Source organism: Campylobacter sp. LMG 7929 (genome assembly GCF_024723595.1).
Taxonomy (GTDB): Bacteria; Campylobacterota; Campylobacteria; order Campylobacterales; family Campylobacteraceae; genus Campylobacter_D.
Genome location: NZ_JANQCY010000005.1, coordinates 80,549 through 97,474, shown reverse-complemented (window position 1 = coordinate 97,474; position 16,926 = coordinate 80,549). Strand labels below are relative to the sequence as shown.

The 16,926-nt window shown below is 29.6% G+C and carries 16 protein-coding genes; 15 read left to right on the top strand and 1 reads right to left on the bottom strand.

Going from position 1 to position 16,926, the window contains the following annotated elements:
* From nuoD to CAMP5118_RS03705, 12 genes are read left to right on the top strand one after another with little or no spacing between them, the layout of a single operon-like run.
* Window positions 1–1,227 carry an NADH dehydrogenase (quinone) subunit D gene (gene nuoD / locus CAMP5118_RS03760; RefSeq protein ID WP_039619347.1) on the top strand — a complete coding sequence of 409 codons (1,227 nt, stop codon included), beginning with the start codon at window positions 1–3 and terminating at the stop codon, window positions 1,225–1,227.
* Window positions 1,224–1,451: an NADH-ubiquinone oxidoreductase subunit E family protein gene (locus tag CAMP5118_RS03755; protein WP_039642382.1), complete on the top strand. Its 228-nt coding sequence runs from the start codon at window positions 1,224–1,226 to the stop codon at window positions 1,449–1,451. Before nuoD ends, CAMP5118_RS03755 begins: the two co-directional genes overlap by 4 nt.
* Window positions 1,448–2,164 carry a hypothetical protein gene (locus CAMP5118_RS03750; RefSeq protein WP_263679531.1) on the top strand — a complete coding sequence of 239 codons (717 nt, stop codon included), beginning with the start codon at window positions 1,448–1,450 and terminating at the stop codon, window positions 2,162–2,164. The genes CAMP5118_RS03755 and CAMP5118_RS03750 overlap by 4 nt, the downstream gene beginning before the upstream one ends.
* Complete coding sequence (locus CAMP5118_RS03745) at window positions 2,161–4,614, top strand: NADH-quinone oxidoreductase subunit G (protein WP_337216639.1); 2,454 nt, start codon at window positions 2,161–2,163, stop codon at window positions 4,612–4,614. Before CAMP5118_RS03750 ends, CAMP5118_RS03745 begins: the two co-directional genes overlap by 4 nt.
* Window positions 4,611–5,609, top strand: a complete 999-nt coding sequence (nuoH, locus tag CAMP5118_RS03740) for an NADH-quinone oxidoreductase subunit NuoH (protein WP_337216638.1) — start codon at window positions 4,611–4,613, stop codon at window positions 5,607–5,609. Before CAMP5118_RS03745 ends, nuoH begins: the two co-directional genes overlap by 4 nt.
* Before the next feature lie 8 nt (window positions 5,610–5,617).
* Window positions 5,618–6,250 (top strand): NADH-quinone oxidoreductase subunit NuoI, encoded by a 633-nt coding sequence (gene nuoI, locus CAMP5118_RS03735; RefSeq protein WP_039629100.1) that lies wholly within the window; start codon window positions 5,618–5,620, stop codon window positions 6,248–6,250.
* Window positions 6,243–6,749, top strand: a complete 507-nt coding sequence (locus CAMP5118_RS03730; protein WP_220701703.1) for an NADH-quinone oxidoreductase subunit J — start codon at window positions 6,243–6,245, stop codon at window positions 6,747–6,749. The genes nuoI and CAMP5118_RS03730 overlap by 8 nt, the downstream gene beginning before the upstream one ends.
* Window positions 6,749–7,060, top strand: a complete 312-nt coding sequence (nuoK, locus tag CAMP5118_RS03725) for an NADH-quinone oxidoreductase subunit NuoK (RefSeq protein WP_070255456.1) — start codon at window positions 6,749–6,751, stop codon at window positions 7,058–7,060. Before CAMP5118_RS03730 ends, nuoK begins: the two co-directional genes overlap by 1 nt.
* Window positions 7,048–8,850 (top strand): NADH-quinone oxidoreductase subunit L, encoded by a 1,803-nt coding sequence (nuoL, locus tag CAMP5118_RS03720; RefSeq protein ID WP_337216637.1) that lies wholly within the window; start codon window positions 7,048–7,050, stop codon window positions 8,848–8,850. The genes nuoK and nuoL overlap by 13 nt, the downstream gene beginning before the upstream one ends.
* A 1-nt stretch (window position 8,851) precedes the next feature.
* Complete coding sequence (locus tag CAMP5118_RS03715) at window positions 8,852–10,321, top strand: complex I subunit 4 family protein (protein ID WP_263679525.1); 1,470 nt, start codon at window positions 8,852–8,854, stop codon at window positions 10,319–10,321.
* Window positions 10,321–11,718, top strand: coding sequence for an NADH-quinone oxidoreductase subunit N (locus CAMP5118_RS03710; RefSeq protein ID WP_263682484.1), 1,398 nt, complete (start codon window positions 10,321–10,323; stop codon window positions 11,716–11,718). Before CAMP5118_RS03715 ends, CAMP5118_RS03710 begins: the two co-directional genes overlap by 1 nt.
* Window positions 11,719–11,742: 24 nt before the next feature.
* Window positions 11,743–14,106 carry a tetratricopeptide repeat protein gene (locus CAMP5118_RS03705; protein ID WP_263679523.1) on the top strand — a complete coding sequence of 788 codons (2,364 nt, stop codon included), beginning with the start codon at window positions 11,743–11,745 and terminating at the stop codon, window positions 14,104–14,106.
* Here the strand turns inward: CAMP5118_RS03705 and miaA are convergent.
* Window positions 14,097–14,972 carry a tRNA (adenosine(37)-N6)-dimethylallyltransferase MiaA gene (gene miaA, locus CAMP5118_RS03700; RefSeq protein WP_263679521.1) on the bottom strand — a complete coding sequence of 292 codons (876 nt, stop codon included), beginning with the start codon at window positions 14,970–14,972 and terminating at the stop codon, window positions 14,097–14,099. The two genes, CAMP5118_RS03705 and miaA, sit on opposite strands and share 10 nt — an antisense overlap.
* Before the next feature lie 69 nt (window positions 14,973–15,041).
* Here miaA and mqnP point away from each other — a divergent pair, with 69 nt between their 5' ends.
* From mqnP to CAMP5118_RS03685, 3 genes are read left to right on the top strand one after another with little or no spacing between them, the layout of a single operon-like run.
* Window positions 15,042–15,917 carry a menaquinone biosynthesis prenyltransferase MqnP gene (mqnP, locus tag CAMP5118_RS03695; protein ID WP_337216636.1) on the top strand — a complete coding sequence of 292 codons (876 nt, stop codon included), beginning with the start codon at window positions 15,042–15,044 and terminating at the stop codon, window positions 15,915–15,917.
* Window positions 15,908–16,411 (top strand): hypothetical protein, encoded by a 504-nt coding sequence (locus tag CAMP5118_RS03690; RefSeq protein ID WP_263679520.1) that lies wholly within the window; start codon window positions 15,908–15,910, stop codon window positions 16,409–16,411. The genes mqnP and CAMP5118_RS03690 overlap by 10 nt, the downstream gene beginning before the upstream one ends.
* Complete coding sequence (locus CAMP5118_RS03685) at window positions 16,404–16,925, top strand: hypothetical protein (protein ID WP_070255378.1); 522 nt, start codon at window positions 16,404–16,406, stop codon at window positions 16,923–16,925. Before CAMP5118_RS03690 ends, CAMP5118_RS03685 begins: the two co-directional genes overlap by 8 nt.
* The last annotated feature ends 1 nt before the right edge of the window (window position 16,926 follow it).

Sequence of the window (16,926 nt, the reverse complement as noted above, 5' to 3'; positions counted from 1 at the left end):
ATGCAAATTTCTACTAAATTAAAACCTTATTATGAAAATATAAGCTTTGAGCGTGAAGATGGTACTATGATAGTAAATCTTGGTCCCCAACACCCTAGCGCTCATGGAAATTTACGCCTTATTTTAGAACTTGATGGAGAAGAAATCACCAAGGCTGCTCCTTGCATAGGCTATATGCATCGTGGTATGGAAAAAATGGCTGAAAATATGATCTATCAAGAGTTTATCCCAACTACCGATAGAATGGATTATATCGCAGCTAGTGCAAATAATTATGCCTATGTAGCTGCTGTGGAAAAACTTTGTGGTTTGGAAATTCCACGCAGAGCAAGTGTGATAAGGATGATTTTGCTTGAGTTAAACCGCATTGCTTCGCATTTGCTATGGCTTGCTACACATGCTCTTGATATTGGTGCGATGACAGTATTTTTATATTGCTTTAGAGAGCGTGAATATGTGCTTGATCTAATAGAAAAATATTGTGGGGCAAGACTTACACATTCATCTATGAGAATAGGCGGGGTAATGCTTGATTTACCTGAAGGTTTTTTAGATGAGCTTTTGGCATTTTGCAATAAATTTCCAAATGATATAAAAGATTATGAAGCCTTGCTTGATGATAATAGAATTTGGCGTGCAAGAACTGAAAATGTAGGAGTGGTAAGTAAAGAACAAGCGCTAAGTTGGGGTTGTAGCGGGGTTATGCTAAGAGGAAGCGGGATTGCTTATGATGTTAGAAAAGAAGAACCTTATTTGCTTTATGATGAGGTAGATTTTGGCGTACCTGTGGCTAAAATGGGTGATTCTTATGCAAGATATAAAGTTTATATGCAAGAATTTAGAGAAAGTTTAAAAATTTTAGTTCAATGTGCTAAGCTTTATCAAGATACTCCGCCTGAAATTTTATGCAATCATCCTGAGTATGTAAGTGCTTCAAAAGAGCAAATCATGACACAAAATTATTCGCTTATGCAACATTTTGTCCTAGTAACCCAAGGCTTAAAACCACCAAAAGGAGAGGTGTATGTACCAACTGAAAGTCCAAAAGGCGAACTTGGGTTTTTTATTCACTCAGATGGTAGCGGTAGGCCATATAGATTAAGAGCTAGAACTCCAAGTTTTTTTCACTGTGCGTTTTTAGAAGAAATGCTTGTAGGGTCATATTTGGCTGATGCGGTGGCGATTTTAGGGAGTATTAATATAGTTTTAGGTGAGATAGACCGATGAGACGCGTGGATTTAAGAAAAAGTCAAGATTTGTTTAAGGATTTAGAACAAATCATTCAAAATGCTTATATGGGTGAAGTTTTGGTGGTTTTGTTTGAAATAGGAGATTTTTCTAATGTAGAAAAAAGTTTTGCTTTCATAAAAGAGCAAAATTGTGAACTTTTAAATTCTTTAAAATTTAATCAAGTAGATTGGACTATAGTTTTTAAAAAGGTAGGACAATGAAATTAGCAAAATATCAAGAAGGCTTAAATGCTTTGTGTTTTGTGGATTTACTTTCTTTAAAAAATCCTTCACTTTGTGCTAAACTTAACAAAAGTAAAAATTACAATATTTCCTGTTTAGAAGATAAAAATTTAAAAGCAAGCTTTTATAAATGTGAGATTGCGAGTGTATCTTTTGTACTTGCATTGCTTTGTAAGATGAGTTTGGATACTGAATTTAACGAGCTTGATGAGGGTTATTTAAGTGCTGAATCTTGCTTTGGCGAAGAAGAGGCTTTAGAGATTTTGGAGTTTTTAAAAGAAGCAAAGTGTATTATTTTTGATGAAAATTTATACCAACATAAAGACTTTGAAAATATTAAGTATTTTTTAGAAAAACTTTGTCATAAATTTGAACTTTTATTGATTTGTTCTAATGAAAATGAAGAAAATTTGTCAATACAAAATTCTTTTAGTGAACTTTTAGAACTTGATAATTTTGACGGAACTATCATCATGCAAGCACCTTTAGAGGATAAAAATTTGCATTGTTCTTCATCTTTTGCTTTGATTGCCAAGGTTAAGGATGAGGATAAAATTAATTTAAAAATAAACACTCAAGAATTTACAACTATAGTAAAAATCAATCATGATTTAAAAGGCACGGTGGCTTTGTTTGATTATGAAAGCGCTGGTTTTGCTTTTTCAAAAGCTCAAGTTAAGGTTATAAAATGAAAGTTATCATTAATGGTATAGAATGTGAGGCAAATGAGGGTGAGTATATCTTAAATGTCGCAAGAAAAAATGATATTTTCATTCCTGCAATTTGTTATTTAAATGGTTGTTCTCCAACACTTGCATGTCGTATGTGTATGGTAGAAGCTGATGGTAAAAAGGTTTATTCTTGTAATACTAAAGTTAAAGAAGGTATGGTAGTAGAGAGTGATTTGCCAAATTTATGGGATGAACGCAATGCTATCATGCAAGCATATTGTATCAACCACCCTTTACAATGCGGGGTATGTGATAAATCTGGCGAATGCGAGCTTCAAAACTTTACACACAAAACAAGAGTAAATGTGCAAAATTATTGGATTAAAGATACCCATAAAGAACATAAAAAATGGGGCGAGATTAATTATGATCCAGCCTTATGTATAGTGTGTGAAAGATGTATCACAGTTTGTAAAGATAAAATAGGTGAAAGTGCTTTAAAAACTACTCCAAGAGGAGCAAACGCGCCCGATGCAAGTTTTAAAGAGAGTATGAGTAAAGACGCGCTAGCGATTTGGACTAAATTTCAAAAGAGTTTAATTGCGCCAAGTAGTGGTGATATACTTGATTGTTCTTTTTGCGGAGAATGTACAAGTGTATGTCCAACAGGAGCCTTGGTGGGTTCGGCTTTTCAATATACATCTAATGCTTGGGAATTAAAGAAAATTCCAGCTAGCAATCCACATTCAAGTGATTGTGAGTTGATGTATTATGATATTAAACAAACTAGTATTAATAATCAAAAAGAAAAAATTTATAGAGTGAGTAATGATTTTGCTTTTGCTACGCTAAATAAAGCTGCAAGATATGGTTTTAATACCCAAAATGAAGTTCAAGGTAAAGATGAAAAAGCTTTTGAAAAACTAGTAAATATGATAAAAAATGATGAAATAAAAAATATTTTATTTAATAGTTTTATTACCAATGAAGAAGCTTTAATCTTGCAAAATTTAAGTAAAAAATTTAATCTTAACCTTATAAACCATGAAGCTAAAAAATTCCAAGATTTCCTAGCTTGTTTTTATCAAAATGCAAATGCAATGTATAATGCAAATACAGATGATATTACTCAAAGTGATTTTTTAATCATTGTAGGTTCATTTTTACGCTATGATGCGCCAACGCTAGGATATAAAGTTAATAATGCTTTAGTGATGAATAAAGGTGCAGGGCTATATTTTCATCCTATAAAAGATAAAGGTGTGGATAAATATTCTAAAAATTTCTTGCAGATTAATCATGATATTAAAGATAATGAAAATATTTTATTGTTTATCTTGCAAAAATTTGCTAAAGAGTTTCCACAAGATTTTAAAAATACATTAGAAAATGCGTATTACCAAGGCACTAAAGAAATAGAAGAAACTATTAATGAAGAAGTTATTGAAAAGATAGAAAAGCAAAATGAAAATGGTGCAACTATTATAGAAGAAGTTAAAAAACTTGTGCCTAAAAAAATTAAAAAAAGCATAGAAGTGCAAAGATCAAATTATGCGAAAAATCTTGGTATAGATGAGGATATTTTAGAAACTTTGCTCGCAAAAAAGCAAAAATTTACACTTATTATAGGAAGTGATTTTTACTATGATGAGCAAAGTGTAAAGCTAGCAAAACTTTGTGCTTTGGTGCAAAAATATACTGATTTTAAAGTCTTTTTAAATCCAACTTGTACCAATACTTTAGGCGTGAGTTTAATTTGTGATTTAAGTCAAGATTTTCAAGCGGGAAAAACACTAGGTTATAACGAAAAAGGCGATTTTACTTTTTCTTATGATGGGCATTTTGATCTTGCAAGTTCTAGTTTAAATCAACAAGAAGGTAGCTTTGTAAATTATGACAAAAGATTAGTTCCTACGAATGCAGCTTTAGAATTTAAAGGTTATTTTTTAAATGATTTAGCAAATGCTTTAGGTTTTGATGAGGAATTTACAATCAACTATACTAAATTTTTACCACAAAATAAAGGCTTTATGGCAATTGATTTTGATGAGTTGGAAAATCATTATGATAATGGTGGGGCAAATCATAGAGGCTATGAGCTTGATTTTTCTCATTTTGAGTTTGAAAAAACATTAAATACTCAAGAAATCAAAGAACAAAATGAAGGAAATTTGACCTTATATTATGCAAATCGTATTCATCAGTTTTCAAAGCTTAGCAATAGAGCTTTTAATGAGGTTGGAGCTTTATTTTTATCACTTGATTTAATGCAAAAATTTGATTTAAACCAAGATGATAGTGTTGTTTTAAAAAATGAAAAAACTCAAATTGCTATAAGTGTAAAATGTGATGAATCTTTAGAGAATGGCGCGTATTTTGGGGATTATGATAGTAAGATTGATTTTAAATCTTTATTTAATAATACTCGATATGCAAAAGTTTGGCTTGAAAAAGCAGGAGCTAAAATATGAGTGATATTACTTTTTTTATTATAGAAACAATTATTAAATGCGTACTTGTTATAGCTATTTTTGCTACTTTAGCAGGCTTGGCAACTTATCTTGAAAGAAAGGCTTTGGCTTTATTTCATCGTCGTTTAGGGCCTGATATGGTAGGTCCTTTTGGATTGCTTCAAGTAGTTGCTGATATGATTAAGCTTTTCACTAAAGAAGATATAGTGCCAACTTATGCTCAAAAAGTGGTGTTTTTAATCGCTCCATTGATTGCGGCAATTTGTGCTTTTGTAGCAATTGCAGCTATACCTATTTTTCCTGAATTTACTTTATTTGGTAGAGTGATTCGCCCTATTATCGCTGATATTAATGTGGCCTTGTTATTTGTCATAGGTATGGGCGGGGTTAGTTTTTATGCGATTTTTTTAGGAGGCTTGGCTAGTAATAATAAATGGTCATTGTTAGGCGGGGCAAGAGGGCTTGTTTCTATTATCTCTTATGAGAGCGTTGCAGGACTTTCTTTGGTATGTGTTGTAATGCTTGTTGGCTCTTTATCTTTAGTAGATATTAATAACTATCAAAGTGAAGGCATACTTTCTTGGCTTATTTTTAAACAACCTTTAGCTTTTATTTTATTTGTAATAGCCATTTTTATAGAAACTAATAGAACTCCACTTTGTTTAAGTGAAAACGAAACTGAACTTGTTTCAGGTTATGGCACCGAATATAGTGGGCTTAGATGGGGTATGTTTTTTATCGGAGAATATACAGCTATGATCACCGGAGCGATTATGATATCGCTTTTATTTTTGGGTGGATTTAATGATTTTTGGATTATACCAGGGGCTATTATGATGCTTTTGAAAGTCTCTTTTGTGTTCTTTTGGTATTTTTGGGCTAGAGGGGCTTTTCCGCAACTGCGTCCTGATCAAGTAATGAGAATGTGTTATTTGGTTTTAATTCCTTTAGCGGTTTTAAATTTATTAATTAGTGCTTTAGTGCTTGTGATATAGGAAAAACAATGAAAAAAGGTTATTTTAAAGTAGATTTTGAGCGTAAAAATCCTCAAAATGCTTATGAAAAATTCATACAAGTAATCAAGCGTTCTTTAAATACAGAGCTTTTTGTAGGTTTATTTGTCGTATTAAGAGAAATGTTTAAAAAAAATAATAGTGCAACGATTAAATACCCTATGGAAAAAGTTGCTTTAGATAATCGCTACCGTGCGGTACATCGTTTGATGCGTTTTATTGAAAGTGAAAATGAATGTTGTATTGGTTGTGGCTTGTGCGAAAAAATTTGCATTAGCAATTGCATAAGAATGGAAACAAGTTTAAGCGAAGATGGACGTAAAAAGGTTGAAAATTATAGTATCAATTTAGGACGTTGTATTTATTGTGGCTTTTGTGCTGATGTTTGTCCTGAACTTGCTATTGTACATGGTAAAGAGTATGAAAATGCAGCAGAGCAAAGATCGTATTTTGGTCAAAAGCAAGATTTTTTAACTCCTATTGATGAGCTTAAAAATCAAGTGGTATTTGAAGGAAGTGGTAGTTTAAGAAAAGATGCTGATGATTTAGTAAAGAAAACTCCAAATTATTATGAGATAGATTTGCAAAGACAGCAAGATACCCCAAAGGAAGAAAATGTTTGAAACGATAGCTTTTTGTTTGTTAAGTGTTTTGGTATTGGGATTTTTTCTAATTAGCGTTTTAAGTACTAGTGTGCTTTATGCTATTAGTTCTTTGGCTGCGGCTATGGTTTTTTTGAGCGGATTTTATTTTTTACTTAATGCTGAATTTATTGGAGCAATTCAAATTATCGTTTATAGCGGGGCTATTTTAGGTCTTTATAGTTTTGCTATGATGTTTTTTGATGCTTCGATAAAAGTAAAGGAAAGTCTAAAAGGTAAAAGAGTATTTATTTTTGCTGTGGTTTTTAGTGCTATTTTGTTAATTAGTATTATTATGGGCTATAACTTTGGTTTAAATGAAACTAGTGAAGTTTATGATCTTGATTCAACTCAGCAAATAGGTTTTACTTTATTTACAAAATACATGCTTGCTTTTGAATTTATGGCAATTTTACTTTTAATAGCTTTAATTTGCGCTATAGCACTTACTCAAAAAAATATAAAAAAGGATGAGCAATGATGTTAGAAAAATACTACATTGTGGCTATTTTGATGTTTATCATTGGTCTAATAGGTATTATAAAACGCCAAAATTTAATTATGCTTTTTATTTCAAGTGAAATTTTATTAAACGCTGCTAATTTAGCTTTAGTTACAGCAGGAGTTTCTCATAAAGATATTGAAGGACAAATTTTTGCTTTATTTGTAATGGGGGTTGCAGCTTGTGAGGTAGCTGTTGGGATAGCACTTTGTGTTTTATGGTATAGAAAAACAGGAACACTAGAGCTTAGTTCTTTAGCTGAAAAAGGAGAGTTAAAATGCAAAATTTAGCTTTAATTGCGCTTTTTTCTCCTTTAGTTTCAGCTATTGTTTTAGGTATTTTTGCTTTTAGTGCTAAGAAAATTATTTTAGGTTATTTAGCTTCTTTGCTTATAGCTTTTTCGGCACTTGCTTCAATTATTTTATTAAGCAATGGAGTGCATTTTAATTTTGAACTTGGTACTTGGATATCTTTGGTAGATGTTAGTTTTGGTTTTAAAATAGACTCTATTACTTTAATTATGATGAATGTAGTAAGCATAGTTGCTACTTTTGTGCATTTATATAGTATATTTTATATGGAACACGATGAAGGGTTTAATCGCTATTTTAGTTATTTAGGACTTTTTGTTTTTTCTATGATGTTCTTGATTATGAGTGATAATTTCTTAGGACTTTTCATAGGTTGGGAGGGCGTTGGACTTTGCTCATGGCTTTTGATAGGTTTTTGGTATCATAATGAAAAATATACCTTTGCTGCTAATGAAGCATTTATCATGAATAGAATTGCAGATTTGGCTTTGCTTTTAGGAATTTTCTTAATTTATATAGAGTTCAATTCTTTAAAATACGATGAGTTTTTTACCCTTTTATCTTTAGGGCATGAAAATGATATGATTTTGATTTTAATAGCGGTTTTGCTTTTTGTAGGTGCTATGGGTAAATCAGCACAATTTCCTTTCCATACTTGGCTTGCTGATGCTATGGCAGGACCTACACCAGTTTCAGCACTAATCCATGCTGCGACTATGGTTACTGCTGGAGTTTATTTGGTGATTCGTGCTGGAGAGCTTTATTTGCAAGTCCCTGAAGTAGGGTATTTTATCGCTATACTTGGAGCTTTTGTAGCGCTTTTTGCCGCTTCTATGGCTATGGTGGCTAAAGACTTAAAGAGAATTATTGCTTATTCAACGCTTTCTCAACTTGGGTATATGTTTGTAGCAGCAGGTCTTGGGGCTTATGCTATAGCTTTATTTCATCTAGCAACCCATGCATTTTTTAAATCTTTATTGTTCTTAGGTGCAGGTAATGTTATGCATGCGATGAATGATAAGCTTGATATTAGCAAGATGGGTGGACTTTATAAAAGTATGCGTTTTAGTGCTATTTTAATGCTCATAGGCTCTTTGGCTTTGGCAGGAATTTATCCTTTTGCAGGATTTTTCTCTAAAGATTTAATTTTAGGATTTTCTTTTATAAGTCATCATCATGGAATTTTCTTGGTACTTTTGATAGCAGCTTTTATGACAGCTTTTTATAGTTTTAGACTTTTAATGCTTGTATTTTTTACTCCAAAAAGACATGAAGAACATCCTCATGAAGCTAGTAAAATAGCTTTATTTGCGATGAGTCCTTTGGCTTTGCTTGCTATTGTTGTAGGATTTTTTGAGCATAGCTTTATGGAGTTTGTAAGTAAAAATTTAGCTTTTATTGATGGGCAAAATTCTTTAGTTATGGTGCTTGCAAGTGCTGCTGCGGTACTTGGAGTGCTTTTGGCTATCATGGCTTATTGGAAAAATTGGTTTAAACCATCACTTTCTAAAACAAGTATTTATAAGCTTTTGTTTAATGAATACTATATACCAAGGTTTTATCATCAATTTATTGTTAGTAAATATGCTTTATTTTGTGAATTTTTAAGAAAAAGCGATAAAGAAATTTTAGATACTTTGGTAGATAGTGTTGCATTTTTCCTTAAAACTTTTGCTAGGACTCTTAGTATAGGTAAGGATTATTCTTTGGTTTTAAGAATTGCAGTGTTGGCTTTTGTATGTTTATTTTGTTTAGCGTTGGCGGTGTAGAATGCTTAGTTTATTAATGTTATTTCCGTTTTTTGCAGCTTTTATAGCTTTGTTTTTGCAAAAAGAAGATAGTAAGTCTTTTGCTATTTTAGTTAGCTTTTTGATTTTAGTTTTTAATGTTTTTTTATTGTTTAATTATCATAATGGTATAGCTTATGAGTTTAGTTTAAATTCTTTAATAGTTAATTTTCATATCGGTGTAGATGCTATAGCGCTTTACTTGATGTTGCTTTGTTCTATTATGATTTTTTTATCTTTTATATGTTTGGATATTCAAGATAAAAGTGTTGTTGTAAGTATATTTTTATTGCAATTTTGTATTATAGGACTTTTTGCTTCATTGGATGCTTTATTGTTTTATGTATTTTGGGAGTTTTCTCTTATACCTCTTATTTATTTAATAGGCAGATATTCAGATAATTATAAAGCAGGGATTAAATTTTTCATTTATGCATTTTGCGGTTCTATGCTCATGCTTTTAGCTATTATTTATGTAGGATTTTTGTATTATCAAAGTTTTGGGTATTGGAGTTTTGATTTACTTGCTTGGTATAAGAGTGAATTTTTCATACCTGAAAGTGTGCAAAATTTAATCTTTATAGGATTTTTTATCGCTTTTGCGATTAAAAGTCCTTTGTTTCCTTTCCACACTTGGGCGCCAAAAGTTTATGCAAAAAGTCCGACTTTAGTATCTGTAATGCTTGTTAGTTTTAAAATGGCTCCTTTTGGATTTTTAAGATTTATCTTGCCTTTAACACCTGATACTTTAAATCATTATTATTCTTTACTTGCTATTTTATGTATAGTTGGAATTTTATATGCAGCTTTAATTGCTTTTAAAACTAAAGATTTGAAAGAATTAATTGCTTATAGCTCAATTTCGCATTTGGGTGTGGTGATTTTGGGTATTGTGACTTTTACTTATAATGGGGTTAGTGGTTCTGTATTTTACATGTTTGCACATGGTATAGTAACAGGTGGTTTGTTTTTGGCTGCTTATATGCTTTATAAAAGATATCATACTTTTGATTTAGACTTTTATAAAAATTTAGCTAAAACAGCTCCATTATTTAGCTTTTTCTTTGCGGTGTTATTATTTTCATCTATTTCTCTACCTTTGACTATTTCTTTTGTAGGTGAGTTTTTAATTTTACAAGGCATAGCAAGTGTGAATTTATGGTATGCATTATTTGCAGGTGGTGTGATTATTTTAGGGGCTATTTATATGTTAAATATTTATAGAAATATGTTTTTTGCCACTAGTGAAGAAAAAATAGAGAAAATAATATTAAAAAAAGGTGAAATTTTTGTTTTGAGTATTTTAAGTGCCTTGGTAATTTATTTAGGGATAGCTCCAAGTGCTATGCTTGATGAAATTGCTTTGAATGTAAATAGCATTCTTGAAGTTATGCAAACAAGAAATATTGCAATAGAAAATCAAAAAATCATAGATGATATAAGAGGTTTTTAATGAGTGGCTTTAGTTTAGAAAAATTCAATTTTGTATTATTATTTCCTGTGTTATCATTGCTTTTTTGGGCTATTGTTTTGCTTTTATTGGATGCATTTAAAAAACTTTCTAGAAATTTTTATATAGGAGCAAGTGTTATAGCTTTATTTAGCGCTTTGTGTTTTTTATTGCTTTATAATGGCTTTGTTTTAGATAATTCTCATGCCTTTTTTGGTTTATTTGTAAGTGATAATTATGCAATTTTTGCTCAAATAGTTATTTTAGTTTTTTCAATGCTTTATTTATTAATGGATAAAGATGAGCAAAAGGCAGAGTTTTTTTCCTTGTTTTTATTTATGATTGCTTCTTTGATATTAATGATATCAAGCACTAATTTAATTGTAATTTTCCTAGCTTTAGAAGGTTCTTCTTTAGCTCTTTATACGTTAATAGCACTAAGAGGAACTCATAATGCTATTAGCTCTAGTATAAAGTATTTTACTTTAGCTGCGGTAGGCGCTGGGTTTTTTGTCTTTGCTTGTGCTTTTGTATATTTAAAAACAAAATCTTTGGATTTAGATAATCTATTGCATTCTGAATATATTTCAGATCCTATCTTGCTTTGTGCTGGGGTAATGTTTTTAGTTATTGTTGGAGTAAAACTTTCTATTGCACCTTTTCATTTTTGGTTAAAAGATGTGTATTGTGGAGTGCATACAAATTTTATAGCATTTATATCTATAGTACCAAAAATAGCTATGATAATAGTAGTTTTAAGAATTTTTTCTGCTTTAGGCGGTGGAGTAAAATTTGAATACATAGTAGCATTACTAGCAATTTTTTCTATGCTTGTTGTAAGTATAGTAGCTTTAATCCAAAAAGATGTGAAAAAAATGCTAGCATATAGTTCTATTACTCATTCTTCTTTTATATTAGCAGTTATTGTTTCTAGTATGAGTGTGAGTTCTCAAGGAGATGGGACTTCTTATTTGCTTTCAATTTTTGCTTTGTTTGTGTATTGGATATCTTTTGCTTTTGCAAATTATGGAATTTTTTTAATATTGAGTTTATTTCAAAAAAGTTCATTTGAGAGTTTTTCAGGTTTGTTTGATCAAAGACCAGTATTGTCTATAATGTTAGCTATATTCATTTTGTGTATAGCAGGTATTCCGCCTTTTGGTATTTTTTGGGGTAAAATTTTAATTTTAGCTTCTATTTTAAATTCAGGCTATTATGTACTTGTATTTGCTATAGCTTTAAGTTCTATGATTATGCTTTATGCTTATTTAAAAATTTTAATTTATGTTTTTTTCAAAAAGGCTCAAATCATAGAAAGTGCAAACTTAGATGTAAAACAAAAGATTATTTTATGCTTGTGTTTGATTGGAAGTGTTTCTTGCGTGTTTTTGCTTTTGTAAAATAATATTGCTATAATCACGCTTATGATAAGGGTTTTATTTTTATTTTTATTAAGTATAACTTATACATTTTCTTTTGAAATTATTGTTAATAAAGGGGAAGAGCATAAACGCCCTTTTACGCTTTTGCATTTAAAAGATGATAAGGATTTTACTTGCAAAAGCGTTTTTGAATTTGAAAAAACCCATTTTGAGTGCAATGTTTTAGGTGTTAGCAATATGCAGTTTCAAAATAAAGAATTTGATGATTTTACGATTTATTTTGAAAAGCACCAAACTTTTTTGACAATCAAAATCTATCCTAAAATTTTAGCTAAGATGTTTAATTATTCTCAAGATATTTTTAATGCTAAAGAAATTCAAAGTCAAAGTGAAGATGCTTCTAAGCATTTTGTATTTATTTTTACCAAAGATTTAAGGTATTATAAACCTAGCGATGGGCTTGATTTTGATATTTATTTTGATGATGCATTAATGCCTTATATTGGAGCATTAGATTTAAATTCTAATCCTATGGAAACTTCAAAAAGTGCAGATTTTAATGCTTATTTTAGTATAAAACAAGAATATGAAGCAAAAAAATATGATCAGGTTTTAAGGGATGCAACTAGCGCTATTAAGCGTTATCAGGGTAGTGTATTTATGAATGAATTTGAGCTTTATAAATTAAGAGCTCAAAATAAACTATACACTTATGAACTTGATAAAGACCAAGTAATTTTAGAGCAAATGTTAGATGATGCTAAAAGATGGGTAAGAACTTATATTAACGATAAAGATTATACAGAAGTAATGTATATTATGATGAGAGTTTATATGGGTTTATCGCAAAGATCTAATGTTGAATATATTATAGATACTTTAAATACTGAACACAAAGGCGATAAATATACTATAATGGCTTTACTTGATTATGCAGATTATTTGTATCATTTGGGTAAAAAAAATACCGCAAATAATATTTATCAAGATGTGTATTATTCTACTCCAAATGCAGATTTAGCCAGTAGAGCTGCTTTATTTTTATCAAAAAATCATCTAGAGGCAAAAAATATAAAAGAAGCCAAAGAGTTAGCAAATAAAATTTTAGAATCAAACCCTGAATTTTTCATGAGTGATTTGGAAAATTCTCTATTATTAGCAAAAGCTTTTGCTAATAATAGGGTTTATGATTTAAGTTCTAAAATTTATGAGTATATTTTTACGCATTTAACCAAGGTAGATAAAGAATATGAAAGAGTATTAAAAGATCTTGCCTTGTCTTTATTAAATGCAAATGAGCATATTAAAGCTCAAAAATATTTAGATCTTTATGCAGAAGATTTTCCTTTGGGTGAATATGTGAGTTTAATTAAAGAAGCACAAGATAAAAACTTTTTATATTTAAAAGATGCTAATGCAAGCTTTTTGCATCAAAAATATGAAGAAATTATGAAAAAATACGCTGGAGAAATTTCTAGTAAGGCGCTGTTTGATAATGTCAAATTATATTTTCAAGAAAAAAATTATGAAAAGGTTATAAGTTATCAAAAAGACATTGAAAAATACTCCAATAAAGAAGTAAAAAATCTTTTAGAACAAGCTGCTATTTTGGTTTTAGAGCAAAGATTAAAAAATGATGAGTGTTTGGCTGCTATTAAAATATATGATGATTTTAAGGCTTATAATATAGGAGGCAAAATACAAAATAAAAAACAAATGCTTGAGTGTTTTAAACGCACAACGCGCATAGAAGAAGCTAAAAAATACATAGTGGAAAATGAAAACGATGATATTATCTTTTATAAGCTTCAAAGTGCTGATTTAGCTCTTAAAGATAAACGCTATAACTTTGTTATAAAAACAATTAACGATATTTTAAACACAAGAACGATTATTAGTGATAATGAAAAATTTGAAGCAAATTATATTAAATTTTTTGCCGAACTTAGATTGCAAGATTATAATGCCATGATAAGAACTTTACAAAAACTAGAGCAATTTCCTATGAATTATCGTATGGTGGAATTATATTATGAGTTTTTGCGTTATTGTGAAAAAAATAATTTTCTAACAAGTATTTTAAACTATGCTCCAAAGGCTATTGATTATCAAAACTTAAAGGGAGTAAATCTTTTTAGTCCCGATTTAGAATTTATCTATATCAAAGCTTTAAAACAAAGCAATCAAGCTCAAAAAGCCTTAACTTTGTTTAAAGACTTACTTGCTAATCCTTTAAAAGATGATGAGCGCGCAAGAGTTTTTTATGTGCAAAGCAATATTTATGAAGATTTAAAAGATGTGCAAAATCAAAAACAAAGCTTACAAAATTGTATAGATATTAATGTAACGAGTAATTGGCAAAATTTATGTAAAGATAAATTAAATGTCTTAAATACTCAGCCTTGATATTTTTTTAAAATATAAGCTTTTAAATTCTCATAAGCACTTTGAAAATCTAAAATTTCTTTATTGAATTTTTTATTAAAAGTTCTTTGTCTTTTGGCAAGTTGTCTTGTATGGATGATGATGAGCTCTTCAAGCTCATTTAAATTTATTTTTTTATCTAAAAACTCTTTGCATTCTTTTAAACCTATGGAGTTTAGTGCTTTTAAATGATGATCATAATTATCAAATAACATTTTAGCTTCATCTATTAAGCCCTCATTTAGCATATTTTTAGTGCGCTTGATAATGCGTTTTTCTAAAAGATCTTTTTGCCAAGAAATTTCAAAAATATCAAGTTTTTTAATCAAAGCTTCTTGTTTGGTTTCTTTTAAAACTTCACTTGGAATTTTATTGGTTTGCTCATAAATTCCAAGCCATTTTTTCAAACGATAAGTATCGTTTTTTTCTATTTTTGCTTGTGGATCAATTTTTATCATTAAATGATAAATTTCATCATTACTTAGTGTGCTTTGGCTTTCTTTAAAATTTTCACTCAAACCATCCATTAAGGCTTTTAGATAAAAACTAGTTCCACCTGTGATGATAAGCATTTGATTGTTTTTTTGAGCAAAGGCTTTTGCTTTTTTGTATTCTTCAAAAAACAAAGCAATGTTAAAATGCTCATTGACATTTAACAAATTTATACCAAAATAATCAAGCTCATCTAGGGTTTTTTGCTCTGTTTTTGCTGAAGCGATGTTGATTTGTTTATACACGCAAAGACTATCAAGGCTTAAAATACTTGCGTTAAATTCATAGGCTAGTTTATTAGCAAGTTCTGTTTTGCCACTTGCAGTGGTTCCAATGAGTGCAAATTCAAAAAACATCGTAAAAATATCCTAAATTTAAAATTATTTTAGTAAAATCATAACAAAAATATATTATAAAGAGAAAAAATGCCTATATTAAAAGAAAAATTGAAAGATATTTTAGACTTGATAGTTTTTAAGCATTCTATTTTTGCTTTGCCCTTTTTATTTACTTCAATGATTGTGGCTTCTGTTATTTTAAATGATAGCACTTGGTTTGGCTTTAAGGCTTTATTTTTGGGTGTTATTTGTGCAGTGAGTGCAAGAAATTTTGCAATGGCGATTAATCGTTTGATGGATGAGGATATTGATAAAAATAATCCAAGGTGTGCAAATAGACCTAATATCGATGGGCGTATAGGTAAAACTAGTATTTTACTTTTTATTATTTTAAATGCTATTGTTTTTGTTTTGGCAAGTTATTTTATTAATAAGCTAGCTTTTGCTCTTTCTTTGCCGGTATTATTTATTTTAGCTATTTATTCAGCCTTTAAAAGATTTTCATCTTTAGCACATTTAGTATTAGGATTTTGCTTAGGACTTGCTCCTATTGCAGGTAGCATTGTAGTTTTGGGAAGTATTGAAATTTATAGTGTGATTTTGTGTTTGGGTGTTACTTTTTGGACGGCTGGTTTTGATTTGCTTTATGCTTTGCAAGATATGGAATATGATAAAAAAACAGGATTGCACTCTATACCTGCTAAATTTGGGTTTGAGGTAACCTTATTTATCTCAGCATTTTGTCATGTTTTAGCAGTACTTTTTTGGCTTTTGTTTGTTTGGGTGGCTCCAACGGGAAATATTGCCTTTTTAGGCGTGATAATTAGTGCGATTATTTTGTTTTTTGAGCACCGCATAGTTAGAAAGAATTTTGCAAAAATCGATAAAGCATTTTTTACTTTAAATGGGTATTTAAGTATAGTGTTTTTTATATTTATTTGGGTTGATCTTTTATGGAGATAAATTTTTTTAAAAGTTCGTTAGAGCTTGAGTTTGAAGAGAGTAAAGAAAGATATGAAGAGTTTTTACAAGAATATCTTTCAAGTAATAATTATGTCAATTTAAGCAAATGGAAAAAGCTTGCCTCAAGAGTGGAATTTAGCGAAGGTGAGCAAATTATTTTTGATTTGCTTATGGATTTAAAACAAGAATTATATTTGATAAAAAATGATATCAATAAAACAAAATTATTTACAGATTTAAAATATAAAGCCTTTGTGGTAGGTGTAAATTTTGCACACATTCAGTTTAAAGATAAGTGTTTGACTCAAGATGAGGAATATTATGCAAGGTTTGAGTTAAATGGTCAAAAAATTAGTATTTTTTTTAAAGCTTTAAATGAAAATGAGGCAAAAATCACACAAATAAAAGCAGAAGATGAGCTTGTGTATGATAATTTTGTGGCAAATATGCAAAGAGCGATGATTAAGATTTTAAAGGAGCAAGAAAATGGGTAGTGATTTATTATTGTGGCTTGTGGTAGCTTTATTAATTTTTGCTATGTTTGCTTATATGATGATAAAAGAAAAAGAAAGTATTGCTAAGATTAACGAGCTTGGTAAGATGATAGAAGATTTAAATAAGCAATATCATTATTTAAAAAAAGAAAGTTTAGATGAACAAGAGCAAGAAAAAGAAGAAATAGATACTGAAGCCATTAAAGAAGAGCTAAAAGAAGAACTTTTGCAGGTATTAGAACAAAAAATTAATCAAAATATCATTCCTATTTTAAGTGCTTTAAAAGAAGTAGAAGAGGTAATTGAAGAATTTCAAAGTGAGCAAAAAAATCGTTTATTAAATTTAGAACAAAAAACCCAAAGTATTACAAAATTAAGCCCAAGCTATGATAATGAAGAACAAAAGGTAATAGAGCTTTTTAATCAAAAAAAATCCATTGAGCAAATTGCCAAAGATTTGCGTATAGGTATGGGTAGAGTTGAGCTTATTTTGAAATTTAATAAATTATTATAAA

Bases quoted from the DNA above. Each gene is read 5' to 3' on its own strand.
- miaA (WP_263679521.1), bottom strand. From the start codon at position 14,972: ATGTTTTTTGAATTTGCACTCATTGGAACCACTGCAAGTGGCAAAACA.
- nuoL (WP_337216637.1), top strand. From the start codon at position 7,048: ATGCAAAATTTAGCTTTAATTGCGCTTTTTTCTCCTTTAGTTTCAGCT.
- CAMP5118_RS03705 (WP_263679523.1), top strand. From the start codon at position 11,743: ATGATAAGGGTTTTATTTTTATTTTTATTAAGTATAACTTATACATTT.
- nuoI (WP_039629100.1), top strand. From the start codon at position 5,618: ATGAAAAAAGGTTATTTTAAAGTAGATTTTGAGCGTAAAAATCCTCAA.
- nuoH (WP_337216638.1), top strand. From the start codon at position 4,611: ATGAGTGATATTACTTTTTTTATTATAGAAACAATTATTAAATGCGTA.
- CAMP5118_RS03745 (WP_337216639.1), top strand. From the start codon at position 2,161: ATGAAAGTTATCATTAATGGTATAGAATGTGAGGCAAATGAGGGTGAG.
- CAMP5118_RS03755 (WP_039642382.1), top strand. From the start codon at position 1,224: ATGAGACGCGTGGATTTAAGAAAAAGTCAAGATTTGTTTAAGGATTTA.
- CAMP5118_RS03690 (WP_263679520.1), top strand. From the start codon at position 15,908: ATGGAGATAAATTTTTTTAAAAGTTCGTTAGAGCTTGAGTTTGAAGAG.
- CAMP5118_RS03685 (WP_070255378.1), top strand. From the start codon at position 16,404: ATGGGTAGTGATTTATTATTGTGGCTTGTGGTAGCTTTATTAATTTTT.
- CAMP5118_RS03715 (WP_263679525.1), top strand. From the start codon at position 8,852: ATGCTTAGTTTATTAATGTTATTTCCGTTTTTTGCAGCTTTTATAGCT.
- nuoK (WP_070255456.1), top strand. From the start codon at position 6,749: ATGTTAGAAAAATACTACATTGTGGCTATTTTGATGTTTATCATTGGT.
- CAMP5118_RS03710 (WP_263682484.1), top strand. From the start codon at position 10,321: ATGAGTGGCTTTAGTTTAGAAAAATTCAATTTTGTATTATTATTTCCT.
- CAMP5118_RS03750 (WP_263679531.1), top strand. From the start codon at position 1,448: ATGAAATTAGCAAAATATCAAGAAGGCTTAAATGCTTTGTGTTTTGTG.
- nuoD (WP_039619347.1), top strand. From the start codon at position 1: ATGCAAATTTCTACTAAATTAAAACCTTATTATGAAAATATAAGCTTT.
- CAMP5118_RS03730 (WP_220701703.1), top strand. From the start codon at position 6,243: ATGTTTGAAACGATAGCTTTTTGTTTGTTAAGTGTTTTGGTATTGGGA.
- mqnP (WP_337216636.1), top strand. From the start codon at position 15,042: ATGCCTATATTAAAAGAAAAATTGAAAGATATTTTAGACTTGATAGTT.